Source organism: Microlunatus spumicola, from assembly GCF_039536445.1.
GTDB lineage: Bacteria > Actinomycetota > Actinomycetes > Propionibacteriales > Propionibacteriaceae > Microlunatus > Microlunatus spumicola.
Window position 1 is genome coordinate 116,304 of the sequence record NZ_BAAAYR010000004.1, and the last position, 17,402, is coordinate 133,705.

General features: G+C 72.4%; 14 protein-coding genes and 2 tRNA genes. 4 read left to right on the forward strand and 12 right to left on the reverse strand.

What is annotated here, in order from left to right; genetic code table 11:
* Positions 1–59: 59 nt before the first annotated feature.
* Positions 60–710 carry a ClpP family protease gene (locus tag ABD665_RS13655; protein WP_204913211.1) on the reverse strand — a complete coding sequence of 217 codons (651 nt, stop codon included), beginning with the start codon at positions 708–710 and terminating at the stop codon, positions 60–62.
* 260 nt (positions 711–970) lie between these two features.
* Between ABD665_RS13655 and ABD665_RS13660 the strand changes: the two genes are divergently transcribed.
* Positions 971–3,109, forward strand: a complete 2,139-nt coding sequence (locus ABD665_RS13660; RefSeq protein WP_425562164.1) for a heavy metal translocating P-type ATPase — start codon at positions 971–973, stop codon at positions 3,107–3,109.
* A gap of 245 nt (positions 3,110–3,354) precedes the next feature.
* Here ABD665_RS13660 and tig read toward each other — a convergent pair whose 3' ends face one another.
* The 3 genes from tig to ABD665_RS13675 all read right to left on the reverse strand — a co-directional run bounded on the left by tig (position 3,355) and on the right by ABD665_RS13675 (position 7,130).
* The gene (gene tig, locus ABD665_RS13665; protein ID WP_204913212.1) at positions 3,355–4,824 is read right to left on the reverse strand and encodes a trigger factor; all 1,470 of its coding nucleotides are present in this window, start codon (positions 4,822–4,824) and stop codon (positions 3,355–3,357) included.
* A gap of 146 nt (positions 4,825–4,970) precedes the next feature.
* Entirely contained in the window at positions 4,971–6,503 is a 1,533-nt protein-coding gene (locus ABD665_RS13670) for a flotillin family protein (RefSeq protein ID WP_344742451.1), read from the reverse strand.
* A 72-nt stretch (positions 6,504–6,575) separates the two neighbouring features.
* The gene (locus ABD665_RS13675) at positions 6,576–7,130 is read right to left on the reverse strand and encodes a hypothetical protein (protein ID WP_204913213.1); all 555 of its coding nucleotides are present in this window, start codon (positions 7,128–7,130) and stop codon (positions 6,576–6,578) included.
* Between the two features lie 66 nt (positions 7,131–7,196).
* On the opposite strand from ABD665_RS13675, the gene ABD665_RS13680 reads away from it, so the two are divergent.
* Positions 7,197–7,769, forward strand: coding sequence for an AAA family ATPase (locus tag ABD665_RS13680; protein WP_204913214.1), 573 nt, complete (start codon positions 7,197–7,199; stop codon positions 7,767–7,769).
* Here ABD665_RS13680 and ABD665_RS13685 read toward each other — a convergent pair.
* From ABD665_RS13685 to glgX, 6 genes are all read right to left on the reverse strand, one after another.
* Positions 7,739–8,125: a hypothetical protein gene (locus ABD665_RS13685; protein WP_204913215.1), complete on the reverse strand. Its 387-nt coding sequence runs from the start codon at positions 8,123–8,125 to the stop codon at positions 7,739–7,741. The two genes, ABD665_RS13680 and ABD665_RS13685, sit on opposite strands and share 31 nt — an antisense overlap.
* A 134-nt stretch (positions 8,126–8,259) precedes the next feature.
* Positions 8,260–8,333 (reverse strand) — tRNA-Gly (locus tag ABD665_RS13690).
* A gap of 37 nt (positions 8,334–8,370) precedes the next feature.
* Positions 8,371–8,443 (reverse strand) — tRNA-Pro (locus ABD665_RS13695).
* 74 nt (positions 8,444–8,517) lie between these two features.
* The gene (locus ABD665_RS13700; protein ID WP_204913216.1) at positions 8,518–10,215 is read right to left on the reverse strand and encodes a purine-cytosine permease family protein; all 1,698 of its coding nucleotides are present in this window, start codon (positions 10,213–10,215) and stop codon (positions 8,518–8,520) included.
* Between the two features lie 168 nt (positions 10,216–10,383).
* Entirely contained in the window at positions 10,384–11,232 is an 849-nt protein-coding gene (locus tag ABD665_RS13705) for an aldo/keto reductase (RefSeq protein ID WP_204913217.1), read from the reverse strand.
* Positions 11,233–11,339: 107 nt separating this feature from the next.
* Positions 11,340–13,535, reverse strand: coding sequence for a glycogen debranching protein GlgX (glgX, locus tag ABD665_RS13710; RefSeq protein ID WP_204913218.1), 2,196 nt, complete (start codon positions 13,533–13,535; stop codon positions 11,340–11,342).
* A 377-nt stretch (positions 13,536–13,912) separates the two neighbouring features.
* Between glgX and ABD665_RS13715 the strand changes: the two genes are divergently transcribed.
* A complete protein-coding gene (locus tag ABD665_RS13715) occupies positions 13,913–15,280 on the forward strand; it encodes a DNA polymerase IV (RefSeq protein ID WP_204913219.1) in 1,368 nt (455 codons plus the stop codon).
* 23 nt (positions 15,281–15,303) lie between these two features.
* On the opposite strand, the gene ABD665_RS13720 is transcribed toward ABD665_RS13715, so the two are convergent.
* The gene (locus tag ABD665_RS13720) at positions 15,304–16,005 is read right to left on the reverse strand and encodes a gamma-glutamyl-gamma-aminobutyrate hydrolase family protein (protein WP_344742452.1); all 702 of its coding nucleotides are present in this window, start codon (positions 16,003–16,005) and stop codon (positions 15,304–15,306) included.
* An 87-nt stretch (positions 16,006–16,092) separates the two neighbouring features.
* On the opposite strand from ABD665_RS13720, the gene ABD665_RS13725 reads away from it, so the two are divergent.
* A complete protein-coding gene (locus ABD665_RS13725) occupies positions 16,093–16,389 on the forward strand; it encodes a DUF503 family protein (protein ID WP_204913220.1) in 297 nt (98 codons plus the stop codon).
* A gap of 27 nt (positions 16,390–16,416) precedes the next feature.
* On the opposite strand, the gene ABD665_RS13730 is transcribed toward ABD665_RS13725, so the two are convergent.
* Positions 16,417–17,235, reverse strand: coding sequence for a DUF4261 domain-containing protein (locus ABD665_RS13730; RefSeq protein WP_204913221.1), 819 nt, complete (start codon positions 17,233–17,235; stop codon positions 16,417–16,419).
* Positions 17,236–17,402: the final 167 nt, after the last annotated feature.

The following is a 17,402-nucleotide window of genomic DNA, read 5'->3' on the forward strand; positions in this document are numbered from 1 at the left end:
GGCGCGGGGCCCGGCGAAGCCGGACGGCGTGGCGAACGTGCTCACGGGGATTCGCTCTCTCACTGGTTGGGCGCTTCGGCCTGGCTGGAGGGGATCTGCGCCGCGGAGGCGTAGACGTGGTCGATCTGGCCGTACTTGAGCGCGTCCTCGGCGGTGAACCACCGGTCGCGGTCGGAGTCGGCCTCGATCTGCTCGAGCGTCTGCCCGGTGTGCTCGGCGATGAGCTTCTGCATCACCGACTTGATGTGCAGCGACTGCTCCGCCTGGATCCGGATGTCGCTCGCCGTGCCGCCGAGGCCGCCAGAGGGCTGGTGCATCATGATCCGGCTGTGCGGCAGGGCGTAGCGCTTGCCCTTGGTGCCGGCGCAGAGCAGGAACTGGCCCATCGACGCGGCGAGGCCCATGGCCACGGTGGCGACGTCGTTGGAGATCCAGTTCATGGTGTCGTAGATCGCCATGCCCGAGTCGACGGAGCCGCCCGGGGAGTTGATGTACAGGAAGATGTCGCGGTGCGGGTCCTCGGCGTTCAGCAGGAGCATCTGCGCGCAGATCGCGTTGGCGTTCTCGTCGCGCACCTCCGAGCCGAGGAAGATGATGCGGTTGGCGAGGAGTGACTGGTAGACGTTGTCGTCCAGCCCGATGCCACCGCCGCGGGCGGCAGCACGGGGTGCGAGGTCCGCGGCGTGGGGGCCGTTGAAGGAGTCGTTCACGAAGCCGAACCTACCCGGCAGGACTGACGCAGCGCGTGGGGTACGGCCCCTGTTCGCTGTCGGCGCAGTGGGGGCAGGGACCGCAGCCCGCCCGGGGACGACCGCTCTCGCGGGTGCGCCGACCGACGACGGGCCTGCTCGTCGGGCGCGGGGCGTCCCGGGTAGTGGACCTGCGTACGCGTCGGGGAACAGCGGCGCGTCCGCCGGGGTTGCCCGGTCACGAGCCCATACCCCCCGGGGGTAGTCAGGAGACGTCCACGGTGAACGAGACGATGCCCCACGACGGCCACCGCCCCAACGCGCACGAGGAGGTCGAGCCGGCCGCCGCGGCCGGTCCCGACGCGCACCACGGTCACGACGCGCACGCGGGGCACGGCGAGCACGCCGGACACGACGAGCACGCGGGGCACAGCGGTCACGGGGACCACGTCGCGATGTTCCGGCGGCTGTTCTGGACGATGCTCGTGGTCGCCCTTCCGGTAATGGCCTTCTCCCGGATGTTCGCGACGATCCTGGGCTACGACCTCCCCGACGCGGGCTGGGTCGGCTGGGTGTCCCCCGTCCTCGGCACCCTGATGTACGTCTGGGGCGGCAGGCCCTTCCTCACCGGCGCGGTCGCCGAGCTGCGCGCCAGGACCCCGGGGATGATGCTGCTCGTCGCCCTCGCGATCACGGTGGCGTTCCTGTCCTCGCTCGGCTCGAGCCTGGGCCTGCTCGGCCACGACCTCGACTTCTGGTGGGAGCTGGCGCTGCTGGTCGTGATCATGCTGCTCGGCCACTGGGTCGAGATGCGCTCGCTGGCCCGCTCCGCCTCCGCGCTGGAGTCCCTGGCCGCGCTGCTGCCGGACGAGGCGGAGCGGGTCGAGGACGGCGGGACCGTACGGGTGGCACCCTCGGAGCTGCGCCTCTCCGACGTCGTCGTCGTCCGTCCCGGCGGACGGGTCCCCGCCGACGGCGAGGTCGTGGACGGCACGGCGGACGTGGACGAGTCGATGATCACCGGCGAGTCCCGCCCGGTCACCCGCACCGTGGGCGACACGGTCGTCGCGGGCACGGTGTCGACGGGCTCGGCCCTGCGGGTGCGGGTCACCGCCGTCGGGGACGACACCGCGCTCGCCGGCATCCAGCGGCTCGTCACCGAGGCGCAGGGTTCGGGCTCGCGGGCCCAGCTCCTCGCCGACCGGGCGGCCGGCTGGCTCTTCTGGTTCGCGCTGGGCGCCGCCGCGCTGACCGCGCTGGTCTGGTCGCTGCTCGGGCGGCCGGACGACGCGCTGACCCGCACCATCAGCGTCCTCGTCATCGCCTGCCCCCACGCGCTCGGGCTGGCCATCCCGCTCGTCGTCTCCATCGCGACCGAACGGGCCGCCCGCGGCGGCGTGCTGGTGAAGGACCGGAGGGCCCTCGAGGCCATGCGGACCGTCGACACCGTCCTGCTCGACAAGACCGGCACCCTCACCCGCGGAGAGCCCGCCCTCACCCACGTGCGTGCCGTCGAGGGGCGTACGGAGGACGAGGTGCTGGCCCTGGCGGCCGCCGCGGAGTCCGACAGCGAGCACCCGCTCGCCCGGGCGATCGTGACGGGCGCAGCCGACCGGAACCTCGAGCGGCTGGTGGCGAGCGGGTTCCGGGCCGCCACCGCGGTCGGCGTCACCGCCACGGTGGACGGCCACGAGGTCGGCGTGGGCGGGCCTGCCCTGCTCCACGAGCACGCCGTGGCGGCGCTCGGCGGGCTGGAGGGATGGACGGCCGAGGGCGCGACCGTCCTGCACGTCCTCGTCGACGGCCGGGTCGTCGGGGCGCTCGCCCTGGCCGACGCGGTGCGCGACGAGTCCGCCGAGGCCGTCGAGGCCCTGCACCGGCTGGGTCGGCGGGTCGTGATGATCACCGGCGACGCCGAGCCGGTGGCGAGGACCGTCGCCGCCCGGCTCGGCATCGACGAGGTCTTCGCCGGCGTCCGGCCCGAGGACAAGGGCGCCACGGTCACGGAGCTGCAGGCGCGCGGTCGTCGGGTCGCCATGGTCGGCGACGGCGTGAACGACGCCCCGGCCCTCGCGCAGGCCGACGTCGGCATCGCCATCGGCGCGGGCACGGACGTGGCGATCGCCTCGGCCGGGGTGGTCCTGGCCAGCGACGACCCGCGCTCGGTCCTGTCGGTGATCGAGCTGTCGCGGGCCGGCTACCGCAAGATGCGGCAGAACCTGGCCTGGGCCGCCGGCTACAACCTGCTGGCCGTGCCGCTCGCCGCGGGCGTCCTCGCCCCCGTCGGCTTCGTCCTCCCGATGGCGGTCGGCGCCCTCCTGATGTCGGCCTCGACCGTCGTGGTCGCGGCCAACGCCCAGCTGCTGCGCCGCCTCGACCTCAGCCCCGCCGCGAGCGCCAGGGCCGTCCTGCGTCGCTGAACCCCCGCCCTCGGCGTACGCCCCGCAGCTCGGCACGGCCGGTCGGCGGCCCCGGACGTGCAGAGGGGCGGTACGGCCTGCTGGCCGTACCGCCCCTCGCTCCCGTGCCACGACGAGTTCGGTTGTGCTCCCCCGAGCCGCTCCCCGACCGTCGCGTCTGGGCCCCTCAAGTGTGACGCGGAAATCTCCGCATCGGCTCTACGACCTCTCAGCCTTGCGTCAAGGTCGTCCCTGGCGCGGCCGGATCAGGCCTGCTGCTGGCCCTCGCCCGGCTGCGCCTCGTCCTGCTGCGCGTCGTCCTGGCCCTCGTCCTCCTGGGCGTCGGCGAGCACGGCGGCGGCAACGGCCTCGTCCTGGGCGTCGGTCTCCGGGCTGCCCAGCGAACCGTCCTCACGGATGGTCGACAAGTCGATGGTCTCGCCGTTGCTGTCCGTGATGGTCGCGGCCTCGACGACGGAGGCCAGCGCCTTGCCGCGCCGGATCTCGACCATGTACTCCTCGATGTGGTGCGGGTGCTCCTGGAGGTGCTCCGCGATCTGCTGCGGGGCGGTCCCCTCGGCCTGCGCCTTGCGGAGGATGTGCTGGGTGAGGTCGTTCTGGTCGATCCCGATCTCGGAGCCCTCGGCGACCTTGTCGAGCACCATCTGCGCCTTGAGCGACTGGGTGGAGCGACGCTCGACGTCGGCCCAGAACTCGTCCTCGGTCTGCGTGCTGTCCTCGCTGTCGGCGAGGTACTGCTCCAGGGTCAGCCCGGCCTGCGCCAGCTGGGAGGTGATCTGCTGGCGGCGGCCCTCGAGCTCGCCCGCGAGCAGGTTCTCCGGGACGGCGACGTCGATCGCGTCGACGAGGGCCTCGAGCACGGCGTCGCGGGCCTGGGTGGCCTGCTCGAGCCGGGCGGCGTTGGTGGCCATCGTCGTGATGCTCGCGCGCAGCTCGTCGATCGTGTCGAACTCCGAGGCCTCCTGGGCGAAGGCGTCGTCGAGCTCGGGGAGCTCCTGCGCCTGCACCTTGGTGACGGTCACCTGGATGTCCGCCTCCTCGTCCTTGAGCGGGCCGCCGACCAGGGTCGAGCGGAACGTCGCGGACTCGCCGACCGACAGGCCGGTGACGGCGTCGTCGAGGCCGTCGAGCATCTGGCCGGAGCCGACCGTGTACTCGATGTCCTCGGCGGTGGCGTCGGGCAGCGGCTCGCCGTTCTCGCTGGCCACGAGGCCCAGCGTGACGAGGTCGCCGTCGGCGGCGGGGCGCTCGACGGTGGTGCGGCTGCCGAAGCGGCGGCGGAGGACGTCGAGCTGCTCGTCGACGATCCCGTCGGCGACCTCGAGCGCGTCGACCTGCACGGAGATCGCGGAGGGGTCCGGCACCTCGAACTCGGGGCGGACGTCGACCTCGGCGGTGAACTCGATGAGGTCGCCGTCCTCGAGCTTGGTGACCTCGACCTCGGGCTGGGCCAGCGGGGTGAGCTGGTTGTCCGTCACGGCCTCGCCGTAGAAGCGCTGCCAGGAGTCGTTGAAGGCCTCCTGGATGACCACGCCGCGCCCGAAGCGCTGGTCGATGACCATCGGGGGGACCTTGCCGCGACGGAAGCCGGGCACGTTGATCGTGCGCGCGATGTCGGCGTACGCCTTGTCCATGCTGGGCTTGAGGTCGCTGAACGGGACCTCGACGGTGATCTTGACCCGCGTGGGGCTGAGCTGCTCGACGGTGCTGGGCACGGTGTGTGGGACTCCTGGGAGATCTGGGCTGGCGCGCGGGGACCACGGAGGTCGTACGCCGGATCGACGGTCCAGCCTACGGGGGCGTCGCGGAGGAGCACGAATCCGCGCGCGAGGCGGGCCCCTCCGCGGCCCCGGAACCCGGGTCAGTGGCGCCCGGAGCCGTCGCCGTTGGCGGGGGACGACGCCGTCAGGCCCTGGCTCACCTTGCCGGCCGAGCGCTCGATCAGCGCCTGGAGGTCGAGCCCCGTCGTCGACTTCAGCATCTGCAGCGTCTGCGCGACGTTGTCCGTGACCTGGCGGGGCAGGGCGCCGGCGCCGTCCGTGGAGATCACCGTGAGCTGGTCGATGGCGGAGATCGGCGCCGCGACCTCCCTGGCGACCTGCGGCAGCACCTCGATCAGCATCTGCAGCACGGCGGCCTCGTTGTAGTTCGCGAACGCCTCCGCCCGCTTGTTCATCGCCTCGGCCTCGGCCTGCCCGACCGCGAGCGTCGCCGCCGCCGTCGCCTCGCCCTCGGCCCGGGTCGCCTCCGCCTCGGCTACGCGGCGGGCCTTGGCGGCCTCACCGCGCTTCGCGCCCTCGATCGCCTCGGCCTCGGCGAGCGAGGAGCGCCGCGCGCGCTCCGCCTCACCGGTCAGCCGGTCCTCCTCGGACTTGGCCTGGGCGGCCGCGATGGTCGAGGCCTTGCGGGCCTCGGCCGCGGCGATCTGCGCGCTGCGGGAGGCCTCCGCCTCCTGCTCGACCTTGTACCGGTTCGCGTCGGCGGGCTTGCGCACCTGCGTCTCGAGCTGGCGCTCGGTCAGCGCCGCCTGCCGGACGGCCACCTTCTCCTGCTCCAGCAGGATCGCCTGGTCGCGGTCGGCCTGGGCCAGCGGTCCGGCCGACGCGGCGTTCGCGGCCGCGGCGTCGGTCTCGGCCTTGATCCCCGCCTGCCGCAGGGCCAGCGCGCGCTGGGCGACCGCGATCTCCTCCTCGGACTTGATGCGCGCCTGCTCGGCCGCCTGCCGGGCGTTCGCCTCGGCGATGGCCGCCGCCTGCCCGATGCGGGCCGCCTCCGGCCGGCCGAGGTCGGCCAGGTAGCTGCCGTCGTCGGTCACGTCCTGGATCTGGAACGTGTCGAGGATCAGGCCCTGGCCGGTCAGCGAGTTCTCCGACTCGTCGGCCACCCGCTGTGCGAACGCCGCCCGGTCCCGGATGATCTGCTCGACCGTCAGCCCGCCCACGATGGAGCGCAGCGCGCCCGCGAGCACCTCCTGGGTGAAGGGCTCGATCTCGTTCTGCTGCGACAGGAACCGCTGGGCCGCGAGCCGGATCTGGTCGGCGTTGCCGCCGACCTTGACGATCGCCACGCCCTCGACGTTCAGCTTGATGCCCTGCCCCGACACCGCACCGCGGATCTGCACCGAGATCCGACGGCTCGACAGGTCCATGGTGGCCAGCCGCTGCACGAACGGGACGACGAACGACCCGCCCCCGAGCACGACCTTCTGCCCGGACAGGTCGGTGGTCAGCTCACCGGTCTCCGGGTTGAGCACCGCCTTGCCCTTGCGGCCCGTGACGATGAACGCCTGGTTGGGCCCGGCGACCTTGTAGCGGCTGGTCACCAGCAGCACGAGGAGGACGACCAGGACGACGAGGCCGGCGATCGGGAAGAAGAGTGCGGGCAGGGCGGGCACGGGACGCCTCTCGGACGACGGTCGGGTGTGCACGGCGCACACCCGGGAGAACCAGGATCTCGGACGGCGGGGTCACGCGAGCTCGTCGCGCACGAGGGCCACGGCCACGGCCGTGGGCGAGAGGACGCCGGTCACGTAGACCTCGGTGCCCACCTCGACCGGCCGCTCGGCGCGCGCGTTCAGCTGGAGCGAGTGCCCGCCGACCTGCACCCGGACCACGCCGAAGCCACCCGCGGGGATGCCGGTGACGACCTTGGCGTCGCGACCCACGGCGTCCGCGGTGGTCACCGTCGCGTCGCTGCCGCCACCCCGGACGAGCCGGGTGAGCCAGGAGGCGAACCAGCCGAAGACGAGCCCGACGACGACCCCCACGGGCACCACGAGGCCGAGGGGCGCCCCGAGACCCTCGCTCAGGGCGGCGCCGAAGCCGAACGCCGAGACGAAGCCGCCGAGGACCGCGCTGGAGAACACGTCCCCGGGCAGCGCGTCGAAGACGCCGTCGAAGAGGTCGCCGACCAGGAGGGAGACGGCCAGCAGGACGAGCCCGGCCACGCCGAGCACGAGGAAGAGCGTCATCGTCGACTCCTCGTGGGCGGGTGCCGCGGTCACGCCGGAGACCTCGGTCATGCGCATCGTAGGACCGGGGCGGACCACCGGCAGCGAGTTCGGGAGTTCCGGGGCTACGTTCTCGCTGTGCCCGTCCTCGTCCACCTCAACGGTCCGCCCGGGATCGGCAAGTCGACGCTCTCGGCCCTGTGGGCGGAGCGGCACCCCGGCACCCTGAACCTCGACATCGACCGGCTGCACGCCCTGGTCGGCGGCTGGCGCGACCCGGAGAACCGGACGCACGACGTGCTGCGCCCGGTCGCCCTGGCGATGGCGTCGACGCACCTGGCCGGCGGCCACGACGTCGTGCTCCCGCAGTACCTGGGCCGGACCGACGAGGTCGAGGCGTTCGCGGACGTCGCCCGCGCGCAGGGGGCAGGGTTCCGTGAGGTCGTCCTGCTCGACGACCGGGACTCCGCCCTCGAGCGCTTCGCCGCCCGCAGCGCCGACACCGACTGGGACCGGCACAACCGCGTCGTGGTCGCCGACCTCGGCGGGGCGACGTTCCTGGGGGCGCTCCACGACCAGCTGCTCGAGCTGGTCCAGGCACGGCCGTCCACTCTCGTCGTGGACAGCCGACCCGGCGCGGTCGAGGAGACGTACGCGGCGCTCGCCGAGGCGCTGGGAGTTCAGCCGGAGGGACCCGTCGACCACGCGTGACGGAAGTGCCCGCCCCTGGCCATGGTCATGACCCGGTGGCAGTTCGCGCAGCGGACGTCGCACTTCGCGATCTCCCGCTCGATCCGCGCCCACGGCAGCCCCGCCCCCACCATCGCGGAGACGTTGGCCGACTTCGTCTCGTCCTCCCGATGGTCGAGCTCGAGGACGCGGACATCGGTGGTCCCGCACCCGACGCACGGGTGGGCACGCAGGTACGTCTCGAGCTCGACGGCTGCCGCCCGCTTGCGCCGGACGTTGTCCAGCCGGACCCGGGCGATGTGCCGCTCGCGGTTCTTCTCGTGGTGCGCTGCCTGGTAGGCGCGCATGCAGACGCGGCAGGCCGTCGTGGGTGGCACCGTTGCGGTTGAACTCCGTCAGCGCCTTGGTCTCGCCGCAGCGGCCGCAGCGCTTCTCGGCCGTCTCCACGAGGAGGAAGCTACGGCCGCGTGCTGACACTTCCGAGCCGCTCTGAGTGACGTCGGCGACCCTCTGGAGCGGGTGACGGGAATCGGACCCGCGTAGCCAGTTTGGAAGACTGGGGCTCTACCATTGAGCTACACCCGCGTGGCCCGCTGAACAGGCCGACGCACACCTTAACGGGTCGGGGCGACAGGACTCGAACCTGCGATCTTCTGCTCCCAAAGCAGACGCGCTAGCCACTACGCTACGCCCCGTCCGACCGCGGTCCTCGGGTCGAGGAGCGGGCCGACGGCCGAGTCTACGGGTCCGGCCGCCGTGCCGATCGCCGTCACCCGATCGCGACCGTCCTCTCCTGCTCCGGCAGCACGTGCTCGCCGGTGCGGTCGGTGCTGAGGCACAGCGAGCAGACGAAGGCGTCGTGGGTCTCGCAGGCGCACATGTCCGGACGCTCGTAGCGCTGCCCGCAGACGTGGCAGTCGAGCATCACGTCCGAGGGGTTGCCGAAGTCGTCGTACATCGGCAGCGTGATGCCGTCGTCGGTGCGGCGCAGGTACCAGCGACCCTTGGTCGCGAAGGCGATCACGGGCGGGAGCACCAGGGCCAGCGCGATGGCGACCAGCGGCGAGAAGGGCTGCAGGCCGGCGCCGAGGCCGCCGAAGAAGCAGACGATGGACAGCCCGCCGGCGACGAGCAGCGTGCCGAAGCCGACCGGGTTGACCGCGTAGAGCATCCCCCGACGGAACTCGGCCTGCCTGGGCGAGAGCTTGAAGACGTACTTGTTGAACGTGATGTCGGAGGCCACGGCGACGACCCAGGCCATGCCGAGGTTGGCGTAGAAGCCGAGGATCGTGTTGAGGAAGCTGAACATGTCCGCCTCCATGAGCACGAGCGCGATCAGCAGGTTGAAGGCGAGGAAGACCAGCCGGCCCGGGTAGCGCTTGGTGACGCGGGTGAAGGAGTTCGTCCAGGCCAGCGAGCCGGAGTACGCGTTGGTGACGTTGATCTTGACCTGGCTGATCACCACGAGGACGACGGCGAGCCCGAGCGCGACCGGGGCCGGCATGATGTCGCGGTAGATCTCCAGGAACTGGTGCACCGGCTGGTTGGCCACGGCGGCGCCGTCGGTGACGTTCGCGATGATGTAGACCGCGAGGAACAGCCCGATCACCTGCTTGATCGCGCCGAAGATGACCCACCCGGGCCCGGCGAGGATCACCGCGCGCCACCACTTCCCCGCGTTCTCCGGCGTCCGCGGCGGCATGAACCGGATGTAGTCGATCTGCTCGGCGATCTGTGCGATGAGCGACAGGCAGACGCCGGCGGCGAGCATCACGGAGCCGATGTTCGGCGCCCCGGCCCCGTCCTCGCCCTGGTAGGCGAAGAACGAGGACACCGACTCGGGGTGGCTCACCAGCAGGTAGACGAACGGGATGACCATGAGGACCAGCCAGAGCGGCGTCGTCCACAGCTGCAGCGTGGAGAGCACCTTCATCCCGTAGATCACCAGCGGGAAGATGATCAACGTCGACACGGCGTAGCCGGCCCACAGCGGCACGCCGAGTCCGAGCTGCAGCCCCTGGGCCATGATCGAGCCCTCGAGCGCGAAGAAGATGAAGGTGAACGTCGCGAAGATGACGTTGCTGACCACCGAGCCGTAGTAGCCGAAGCCGCTCCCCCGCGTGATCAGGTCGAGGTCGAGGTTGTAGCGGGCCGCGTAGTAGGCCAGCGGGAACCCGGTCAGGAAGATCACCACGGCGAAGACCGCGATCCCCCACAGCGCGTTCGTCGTGCCGTACGCGATGCCGATGTTCGCGCCGATGGCGAAGTCGGCGAGGTAGGCGATGCCGCCGAGGGCGGAGACGGCGACGACGCCGGTGGACCACTTCCGGTAGTGCCGCGGCGCGAAGCGGAGGGTGTAGTCCTCCAGCGTCTCCTTGGTGGCGCTGCCGACCGCGGGGCCCGTCGGGGCCTCCGGCGGGCTGGTCGCGAGGCCGGCGGGGAGGTCGGGGGTGACGTCCGAGGTCATGGGCGCTCCTGGGTGAGGTGTCGGGACGACACTGCTCACCCGGGATGTCGGACGGGTTTCGACGGGGTTGAGTTCAGGTCTCGAAAGAAGCACACCCGCGACCGGGGTGCCGCAGACGCACGACGGGCCCGTCGCCGGAGCGACGGGCCCGTACGGGGTGCGGAGAGGTCAGTCGGGGATCATGTCGAACGTGTCGGGGTTGGGCCCCGTACGTCCGGCCTCGCCCTTGTCCAGCCCGCTGATCATGGCCATGTCCTCGTCGGTCAGCGAGAAGTCGAAGATCTCGGCGTTCGCCTTGATGCGCTCCGGGGTCACCGACTTCGGGAAGACGATGTTCCCGAGCTGGACGTGCCAGCGCAGCGTGACCTGGGCCGTGCTCTTGCCCACGCGCTCGGCGATCGTGCTGATGGTCGGGTCGTCCAGCACCCCGCCCTGCGCGATCGGCGACCACGCCTCGGTGGCGATGCCGTGCTCCGCGCCGTACGCGCGCACGTCGTCGTTGGTGAAGAACGGGTGCACCTCGACCTGGTTCACCGAGGGGATGACCTCGGTCTCCCGGGCCAGGCGGCGCAGGTGGTGCGGCGTGAAGTTGGAGACGCCGATCGAGCGGGCGCGCCCGTCGCGGTAGAACTCCTCCATCGTCTTCCACGTGGAGACGAAGTCGCCGTCATAGCGGGTCGGCAGCGGCCAGTGGATCAGGAACAGGTCCACGTGGTCGAAGCCGAGCGCCTCGAGCGTGCCGTCGAAGGCGCGCCGCGCGTCGTCGGGGCGGTGGAAGCTGTTGTTCAGCTTGCTGGTGACGAAGACGTCGTCACGGTCGAGGCCGGAGGACCGGACGCCCTCGCCGACCTCCTTCTCGTTGCCGTACATCTCGGCCGTGTCGATGTGGCGGTAGCCCAGCTCGATCGCGGTGCGCACGGCCTGAGCCGTCTCCGCGGGGTCGATCTGGAAGACGCCGAACCCCAGCTGCGGGATCGTGCGGCCGTCGTTCAAGCTGACGTCGGGGACGTCGGTCATAGGGCGGTGCTCCTCGTGTCGCGTCGTGGCTCGTTGCCAGACGTGCCACCGTAGTCCGCGCCCCCGGACCGGCCCGCGGGTGCCCCCGTGGCCGGTCCGCGACCGGCTCAGCGCTGGCCGGAGCTCCGGGCGAGCGTCGGACGCGCGCGGTCGGCGCGCTGCTCGGCGTCCTGGCGGGAGGACTCGGGCACGACCGTCGTCGACAGCACGACCATCGAGTGCGCCGGGACCGAGTGCTTGCTCCGCGAGCGCCACGGCTTGACGTCGGGGTCGACCTCGCCGTTGGCCGTGTTGAGCCGCACCGTCCAGACCTCGCCGTACGCCTTCGCCGGGGTGGTGAAGGTGATCGACTCCGAGCTGGCGTTGAACATCAGCAGGAAGTGGTCGTCGACGATCCGGCGCCCCAGGTTGTCGGGCTCGGGGATCGCGTCGCCGTTCAGGAACACCATCAGCGACTGCGAGTAGCCGGTGTCCCAGTCGGCGTCGTTCATCTCGCCGCCGTCGGGCTTGAGCCAGACGATGTCGCCGAGCGGGCTCTCCCCGCCGTGGCTGGCGTCGCCGGCGAAGAACCGCCGCCGACGCAGCACCGGGTGCGCCCGGCGCAGGGCGATCGCGGCCGACGTGAACCGCAGCAGGCCCTGCTGGTCCTCGTCGAGGTCCCAGTCGACCCAGGCGATCGGGTTGTCCTGGGCGTAGACGTTGTTGTTGCCGCCCTGGGTGCGCCCCAGCTCGTCGCCGTGGGCGAGCATCGGCACGCCCTGGCTGACGAGCATCGTGGTGATGAAGTTCCGGATCTGCTGGAGCCGGAGGCGGTGGACGTGCGGGTCGTCCGTCGGCCCCTCGACGCCGCAGTTCCAGGACCGGTTGTGGCTCTCGCCGTCGTTGCCGCCCTCGCCGTTGGCGTCGTTGTGCTTCTCGTTGTACGACACCAGGTCGCGCAGCGTGAAGCCGTCGTGGGCGACGACGAAGTTGATCGACGCGGTGGGCCGCCGGTCGGAGTGGTTGTAGAGGTCGCTCGAGCCCGTGATCCGCGACGCGAACTCCCCCAGCGCGGCCGGCTCGCCGCGCCAGTAGTCGCGCACGGTGTCGCGGTAGCGGCCGTTCCACTCGGTCCACAGGGGCGGGAAGTTGCCGACCTGGTAGCCGCCGTCGCCGAGGTCCCAGGGCTCCGCGATCAGCTTGACCTGGCTCACCACCGGGTCCTGCTGGATGATGTCGAAGAACGCGCTCAGCTTGTCCACCTCGTGGAACTGCCGCGCCAGGGTCGCGGCGAGGTCGAAGCGGAAGCCGTCGACGTGCATCTCGAGCACCCAGTAGCGCAGCGAGTCCATGATCAGCTGCAGCACGTGCGGGCTGCGCATGAGCAGGCTGTTCCCGGTGCCCGTGGTGTCGTAGTAGTGCGCGAGGTCGCCGTCGACGAGGCGGTAGTACGACGCGTTGTCGAGCCCGCGGAACGCGATCGTCGGGCCGAGCTCGTTGCCCTCGGCGGTGTGGTTGTAGACGACGTCGAGGATGACCTCGATGTCGGCCTCGTGCAGGGCCTTGACCATCGCCTTGAACTCGGTCGTCTGCTGCCCGCGCTGGCCGGAGTTGGCGTACGCGTTGTGCGGCGCGAGGAAGCCGATCGTGTTGTAGCCCCAGTAGTTCGAGAGGCCCTGGTCGACCAGGTGCGAGTCGTTCACGAACTGGTGCACGGGCAGCAGCTCGACCGCGGTCACGCCGAGCGCCTTCAGGTGCTCGATGGTGGCCGGGTGCGCGACGGCTGCGTACGTCCCGCGGATCTCCTCGGGGATGTCCGGGTGGGTCATCGTGAGGCCCTTGACGTGCATCTCGTAGATGACCGACTCGTGGTACTGGTGGCCCGGCGGGCGGTCGTGGCCCCAGTCGAAGAACGGGTTGATGACGACCGAGAGCATCGTGTGCTCGCGGGAGTCCTCGGTGTTGAAGAGCTGATGATCTTGGAAGTCGTAGCTGAACAGCGACTGGTCGCCGTCGATCATGCCCTCGATCGCCTTGGCGTAGGGGTCGAGCAGCAGCTTGGCCGGGTTGGCCCGCTGGCCCTGGGCCGGGTCGTACGGGCCGTGCACGCGGAAGCCGTAGCGCTGGCCGGGCTGCACGCCGGGCACGTAGCCGTGCCACACGGAGCCGTCGACCTCGATCAGCTCGATGCGCGTCTCGACCAGGTCCTCGTCGAGCAGGCAGAGGTCGACGCGCTCGGCCACCTCGGAGAAGACGGCGAAGTTCACCCCGGTGCCGTCGAAGGTCGCACCGAGCGGGTAGGGCCTGCCGGGCCAGAGATCCATGTCCACCTCGGGGAGTCGGGGCGCGCCGTCTCGCACGCGCTCGTGGGTCGGCCCGCGTCGACGGGGGCGGACGAATTGCGCAGGCGATCGTGTCACAGAACGCGGGCCCGGGTCGGTCAGGCTCCCCCGCCGGACCGGGGTGCGCCGGCGCCGGTCGGGTCAAGGAGCTGGTGGGAGCGCCCGTGGACATCGCCCCCACCAGCTTCGTGACCCGGCCGCCGGACGGTCGGTCGTGCACGACACCATGATGTTGACGGATAAACCTCGGGACAACGGTGTCAGAGTCTCCGCGTCCGCTCAGGATTCCCTCAGGCCGTGCGACCGAGGGTGTCGCGCCGGTCGCGGGCACCCCTACGGGGGCGAGGGAGGATGGGCGGGTGCGACGCGAGGCCTCGGTGCTCCACCTGGACCTCGACGCCTTCTACGCCTCCGTCGAGCAGCGCGACAAGCCGTCGCTGCGGGGCAGGCCGGTCGTCGTGGGCGGGGTGGGCCAGCGCGGGGTCGTGGCCACCGCCTCGTACGAGGCCCGCGTCTTCGGCGTCCGGTCGGCCATGCCGTCGCACGAGGCCCGGCGGCGCTGCCCGAACGCCGCCTTCCTCGTCCCGCGCTTCGACGTCTACCGCACGGCCAGCGGGCAGGTGATGGGCCTGCTGCGGGCCCTGTCGCCGCTCGTCGAGCCGCTGTCGCTGGACGAGGCGTTCGTCGACCTGCGGGCCGCGCCGGACCCGGTCGACCTGGCCCCCGCCGGCCTCCGCGCCCGGGTCCAGCGGCTCAAGGACGACGTGCACGAGGTGACCGGCGGGCTGACCGCCTCGGTCGGGGTGGCGTCGTCGAAGTTCCTGGCCAAGATCGCGAGCGAGCTGGAGAAGCCCGACGGGCTCTGCGTCATCGAGCCCGGCACCGAGGTCGACCGGATCGGGCCGATGCCGGTCGGGGTGATCTTCGGCGTGGGCCCGGTGACGCGGGAACGGCTCGACCGGATCGGCGTCCGGACGGTCGCCGACCTGCGCGGCGTCGAGCCGGCCGAGCTGGTCCAGGTCGTGGGCCGGGCCCACGCCGAGACCCTGAGCGGGCTGGCCTGGGCGCGCGACGACCGGCCCGTGGAGGCGGAGCGCGAGGCGAAGTCGATCTCGACGGAGGACACGTTCGCGAACGACGTCAAGGACCGCGGCGAGCTCGCCGAGATCCTGCGGCGCCACGCCCGCCAGGTCGCGTCCCGGCTGACCGCGGCGCAGCTGTTCGCCAGGACGGTGACGATCAAGGTCCGCCGGCCGGACTTCTCGACCCTCACCCGGGCGCGGACGCTGGTGGGCGCGACCGACCGCTACGACACGATCGCCGGCGTCGCGCAGTCCCTGCTCGACGCCCTCGACCTCACCGGCGGCGTCCGCCTGCTCGGGGTGGGCGTCACCGGGCTGACCGACCTGCTGCAGGAGGACCTCTTCGCCGCCGAGGCCCCGGAGCCGGCGGCCGACGAGCCGGCCCTCCCGGCGCCGGCGCCGGCGCCGGCGCCGGCGGACGAGCCCGGACCGGACGCGACGACCGAGGAGCACGCATACGGACCGGCCACGCCGGGCTACGCGCCCGGCCTGGACGTGGAGCACGACGTGCACGGCCCCGGCTGGGTCTGGGGCGCGGGGCGGGGCCGCGTCACGGTCCGCTTCGAGACCCGGGACACCCCGCCCGGCCCGGTGCGGACGTTCGCGGACGACGACCCGGCGCTCCGCCTCCGCGCGGTGACCTGAGCCGGACGGGCAGCGGGCGGACGCTAGGCCGCGGCGCGGGCGGCGGCGCCGACCAGCCCCGCGAACAGGCCGTGGTCGTCACCGCTCTCGGGGTGCCACTGGACGCCGACCCGGTAGCCGGCGGCGGGGTCCTCGATGGCCTCCACCGTCCCGTCGGCCGCGTGGGCCGACACGTCGAAGCCGGGGTGGGAGACGACGGCCTGGTGGTGGTGGCAGCTGACCTGCATCGACTCCCCCACCATCGTCGCGACCATCGAGCCGGGGACGGTGCGCACGGAGGTCCAGCCGTACGCGTCGCCGTCCGGCCCGTGCTCGGTGTGGCCGACGACGTCGGGCAGGTGCTGCTCCAGCCGGCCGCCGCCGTGCACGGCCAGGAGCTGCATGCCACGGCAGATGCCGAGGGTCGGGACCCCGCGATCCCGGGCCGCGTCGAGGAGGGCCAGCTCCCAGGCGTCGCGGTCGGGCCGGGTGTAGGTGTGCGGGCCGGCTTCCTCGCCGTAGCGGAGCGGGTCCACGTCGGCACCACCGGAGATGATCAGGCCGTCGACCCGGCCGACCAGCGCCTCGGCGCCCTGCGCCTGGGGCGGCAGCAGCACGACGGTGCCGCCGGCCGCCTCGACCGAACGGGTGTAGGTGGCGCTCAGCAGGTCGGCCACCTCGGTCCAGACGCCCCAGCGAGCCGTCTCCCGGTAGGTGCTCAGTCCGATGACAGGCCGTGGCAGCACCCGCACATGATCACAGACGACCCGGCCGGACGAGGGGCGACCGGCCGCGAGCGTCGGGGATCGCGCGCGAGCGGCCATAATCGAGGTGTGTGGACCGGGACGCTGGAGCTGGACCTGCTCCTCGGAGACGTGCACTCCCTCAAGGAGAAGCGCTCGGTCGTGCGGCCGCTCGTGGCGGAGCTGCGGCGCCGCTTCGAGGTCAGCGCGGCCGAGGTCGGCCACCTCGACCTGCACCGCCGCGCGGCCGTCGGGGTCGGGCTGGTCGCGGCCGACCGGGCGCACGTCGTCGAGGTGCTGGACGCGGCGGAGCGCCTCGCGGCCTACCGCCCCGAGGTCGAGCTGCTGTCCGCCCGCCGCCGGCTGGTCAGCAGCGACGACGAGTAGCTGGGCCCATCGAGCCCGGCGCCGGGTTCAGCGGGCGCGGCGACCGGCGGCGTACGGGTCGCCCGGGTCGATGTCGACCACCCGACGGGCCGGCGCGACGAGGGCGTCCTCGTGCGTGCAGCGCCAGTGCTCGTCGCCCTCCAGCCCGGAGATCGTGTTGCCGTCGGCGATGACGTCGCCCTCGTCCAGCAGGTAGGAGGCCGTGGCGTAGAGCAGGCCCGCGACGCGGCCCGGCTCGAGGTCCCGGAAGTGCAGCTGCAGGTCGGGCAGGTCGAAGGGCGCGAGGCCGCGCGTGTCCATGACCATCTCGTCCTCGTCGTCGGACACGGCGAAGAGGCGGACGTTCACCAGGCCGCCGAGGCCGTCCGACGCGGGCGCGTCCGGGTCGGTGACGCGCTGGCTGGTCGGCCAGCTCACCGCGAGCGGCGAGGTGGCGGCCGTGAGCGCCGCGACGACGCCCACCAGGGCGGCGACCCGGTCGCGGGCCCCGTACGGGCCGCCGAACATCTCGACGACCAAGAGGCTGCCGCGGGCCCGTCCCAGCGCCTCGTCGACGCCCGGCCAGTCCCACGTCTGGCTCGCGTCCGGCAGCGACTTGCCCTCGACGCCCAGCGCCGACCCGGGCATCACCATCGACACCAGCGGTGGCGTGGGCTGCCCGTCGCCGTCCGTGGACCCGCCCGTCCGGGCCGGGACCTCGCCACCGTCGTAGGGCACGAAGAGCGACCCGTCCCTCGCCTCGGAGCCCGGCGACACCGCGCGGAGGCCCTCGAGCAGGACGGGGTCGGACAGGTCGGGCACCGCCTCGTACCAGAGCTCGACGACCAGGCCCTCGCGCTCGGCCACGACGGTCTCCTCCCTGCGACGGTCACCGCGGAGGGGCCCCCGCAGACGTGTGGCGAGCCTAGGGCGTGCGCCCCGACCTCCCGCAGGGGCAGGCGGCGGGTCGTGGTCACGCCCGACGGAACCGGACGGAACGCGCCCCGGACGACCTCCCCCGCCGCCAGACTGGG

What these genes read in the sequence shown, in the direction of transcription:
- ABD665_RS13705 (WP_204913217.1), bottom strand. Translation starts at nt 11,232, where the DNA reads ATGACCGACGTCCCCGACGTCAGCTTGAACGACGGCCGCACGATCCCG.
- ABD665_RS13675 (WP_204913213.1), bottom strand. Translation starts at nt 7,130, where the DNA reads ATGACCGAGGTCTCCGGCGTGACCGCGGCACCCGCCCACGAGGAGTCG.
- ABD665_RS13700 (WP_204913216.1), bottom strand. Translation starts at nt 10,215, where the DNA reads ATGACCTCGGACGTCACCCCCGACCTCCCCGCCGGCCTCGCGACCAGC.
- glgX (WP_204913218.1), bottom strand. Translation starts at nt 13,535, where the DNA reads ATGGATCTCTGGCCCGGCAGGCCCTACCCGCTCGGTGCGACCTTCGAC.